Raw genomic sequence first — 3,610 nt, 5'->3', positions numbered from 1 at the left:
CGAAACCAGTTCTGTAACCAGCACATTGACCACAAATGCTCAAGTAAATTATTTTATTAGCAACAATAAACTATATGTAAAAAGAATTTTTAATCCTTGTGGAAACGGAAATTTCAGACTCAACCCATCTTGCTGGTCTGCAATGGACGACGATCAAAATGGAATTGATAATACACTTCAACCTTCAAATTGTAACAACCCAATTTCTGGCAATGTAATAACGAATTCGAGTGCAAATCTCGTTCAAAATTTCTCGTCGTTTGCACCAACACAAAAAGGAGTTTTTGTCACGCTAAACATCAGTACCAGTTGCAATAACACAACTGCAACTGCTTATTTGAATGTAGATTTAGATAATAATTTAATTCATGTCATCAATTACAAACATTTTGGATCAGCAACATTTTCGACTGTTCTGAATAATGATTCTCCAAATGTATATTCAGAATCTGCTGCAAACGGAAAATTAAAATTTTCTTTAATAAACGACCAACTTTATATTCAACGAGTATCCACACCTTGTGCAGGAAGCAATTATCAGATAACTAATTCATGTTATTCTTTGGGCTCAGACCAAGTTTTGGCAATGGAAAATTTCATTTCAAATTCTGCTACAACCATTGTTGCTTTCCCGAATCCTACATTCAATTCGTTTACAATCGATACCAAATCGAATGGTTCAGAATTTGGATTAAGTATTTACAACATCGATGGTAAGTTTATCACATCAAAATTTGAAAAAACAACCGACAACTTATTGCAAGTAAATATGGAACAATATGCTGAGGGTTTGTATTTTGTGATATTACATAATAAATCTGATGATAAATACAATTATTTGAAAATTATTAAAAAATAGAACCATGAAAACTAAAATTTATTTATTGCTCTTTTTTCTATTTATACAGAATGGTTTTTCGCAAGAAACCAAAATGAGTATCAAAGACTATATCAACTTTTCTGATTTGCCCGGAAAAACTAGCGCAACACCAAGTTGGGCAAATCAGTTTTATGAAAATCCAGACCAGATTAATGTAAAAAAATTAAAAAAAGAACTTCACGAATGGTTAATTGTAGAAAAAAAAGAGAAAAGAGAAAAAACTAGTAAAGAAACCGTTGAAAAGGATGAAAGTGATTTTAAAGAAAGTCTTTCGGAAAATCCACTTGTGCGATTTGCATTAAATTTTGTTATAAAAATTCCTAGTCAATGGATCAATGAACTAGGTTTCATTGAAATGCCTACAGAAAAAAACTTTTTTAAGAATGCCGAATTATTCGAAAAAAATAAAAGTAATATTAACGCTAAAAAGAGTGGCAAAGGTATCTTAGCAAATAACTGGGAACAAATTGGCACAACTGAAGTTGTAGTGAACGACGAGCAAGTGCAAGCAATGGTAAATGTTTATTACTTAAATATTGCACCCTCTAATCCAAATATTAGGTTGGCAAGTGACGAAACAAATTCTAATTTTAAAACCACAGATGGTGGAGCAAATTGGACTTATCTTAACGAATATGGTGGGCCAAGCGCCTTTCATCCAACCGATTCTAATAAAATAATATTAGCAAGTAATCCGTTTCGTTACAGTTCAGACGGTGGTGCAAATTGGACAGTAAGACCAGTTCAAGCAGGATGTAACGAAATATTATGGTCAAACGACGGCAATTCCATAATTGCAGCTACTCACAATGGGCTATTTGTCTCGTCTGATGCTGGCGAAACGTTTAATGAAAGACAAGCAGGTTACTTTATGGATGTAGAATTTAAACCTGGCAGTTCTACAATTGCTTATGCTATTGATGATCAAGGTGTTTTTTATAAAAGTACCGATGCAGGATTAACTTGGACAATTAAACCAACCAATTACACGCTAAATACTGGTAAAGAAGGATTTTTGTTGGCAGTTTCTGCTGCAAACCCAGATTTAGTTTCAATCGGTTTTCAAACCAGAGGTGCAACAGGTCACGGCGTTGTAGAAATAATTAAAAGTACCAATGGTGGCGAAGATTTTTCATTTTTATCGATAAAAGAAACTTTGGTATTTACTCAAGGATTTTATGCTTTTGTTTTTGGTATTTCTCCAGTAGATTCAAATATTTATTATTTTGGTATTTCCGATTTCTTAAAATCTACAGACGGTGGATTAACTTTTAATAAAATTGGTGGTTACGGTGGTCCTTTGAGCGGTAAAATTCATGCCGACATTCAAGACTTGGTTTTTATTGGAGAAAAAGTTGTGGTTTCCACTGATGGTGGCGTGGGAGAATCTCCAGATAACTTCACCGATCTTTCGCTCTATAAAACCATGACCAAAGGGATGTTTTCATTAAATTATATTGGGTTTGATATTGGGTTTAATACCGATCAAATGGGTGGTGGAAAAATACACAACGGTAATAACATTTTTAACCCCAATTGGAACAACGGTAAATCAATACATATCCATTCAAATGAATCACCCGTGGGAAAAGCAATTTTCAGTAGACCAAATTCAATGTTTTATGAAGATTTGAATTTGAAACGGTTTAAACAAATAGATGTAGATTATTGTTTGAATTATACAGATTCTTATCCTTTTACGCTCAAAAATAATACTTATGTTAGTGGGCTAAGAAATAGTGATACCACATCGAACACACAAGATAGTAACATTATTTATTCAGGTTTTAATAACGATGTGATTATCTCTTATGATAATGGTGTAACTAATCAAGTTTATAAAAGTTTTAACTCATTAGTTTGGGATGTAAAAACAACCAGAAAAGACCCAAAAGTAATGTATGTAATGACCCATACTGATGGACTTTGGAAAACCAGTGATAGTGGCGCAAACTGGACCCAATGCAACATGACACTTAATAATATAGATTTAAAACCAGAAGGAGTTGAGTGTTACATAGACGTATCGCAAACAAATGCCAACGAAATTTGGCTTACTCACGGCAGCATTGCCAACAATACTAGGATATTTAAAAGCACCAATGGTGGACAAAATTGGACTGATTTAAATACACCAAATTTAAACGGATTTAATATTCGACAAATACAACATCAATATGGTTCGAATGGTGGTGTGTACATCATGGGAGTTCAAAATGAAATATCAAAATGTTTTTACAAAAACAACACCATGCCAGATTGGATAGATTATTCACCAAATTTAATGACTGGAACAGCCAAAGAAAGAGTTTTTTTAAAAGCATCTTACTTTAAAGAAAGATTAATAGTTGCCAGTGCTAAAGGTGGCGTGCAAACCATTCCTTTCTATGAAAAAAGTAATCCTGTGGCACAACCTACAACCAATATAAAAGAAGTCTGTATTAATCAAGAAATAAAATTTAGCGATTATAGTATTCTGGATTACGCAGGCGCCACTTGGGAATGGTCGTTTTCTAAAACAGCAGTTTATTTAAATGGTACAAGTGCAGGCTCTAGAGATCCAATTGTAAAATTTCTATCACCAGGAGTTGTAAATGCAACGCTAAAAGTAACCAACAGTTCAGGAATATCAGATACAAAAACTGTAACAAATTTTATAACTGTAAATTATGATGCCGCAAGTTGTTTGGTGTTAAATTCCGATTTTGACAATCCTGTAAACTGTGTAAA

2 protein-coding genes are annotated in these 3,610 nt (G+C 33.2%); both read left to right on the top strand.

The window, feature by feature from the left end; translation table 11 throughout:
• Window positions 1-859, top strand: an 859-nt coding sequence (locus tag RMN92_RS05285; protein ID WP_309608422.1) for a T9SS type A sorting domain-containing protein, incomplete at its 5' end; no start/stop codon positions are given.
• 4 nt (window positions 860-863) lie between these two features.
• On the top strand, window positions 864-3,610 hold a 2,747-nt coding region (locus RMN92_RS05280), incomplete at its 3' end, for a hypothetical protein (RefSeq protein WP_309608421.1).

Origin of the sequence: Flavobacterium sp., assembly GCF_031363805.1 — a bacterium.
Lineage (GTDB): Bacteria > Bacteroidota > Bacteroidia > Flavobacteriales > Flavobacteriaceae > Flavobacterium.
Note: the sequence above shows the minus strand (reverse complement) of the source record. Positions and strands in the feature narration are given on the sequence as shown.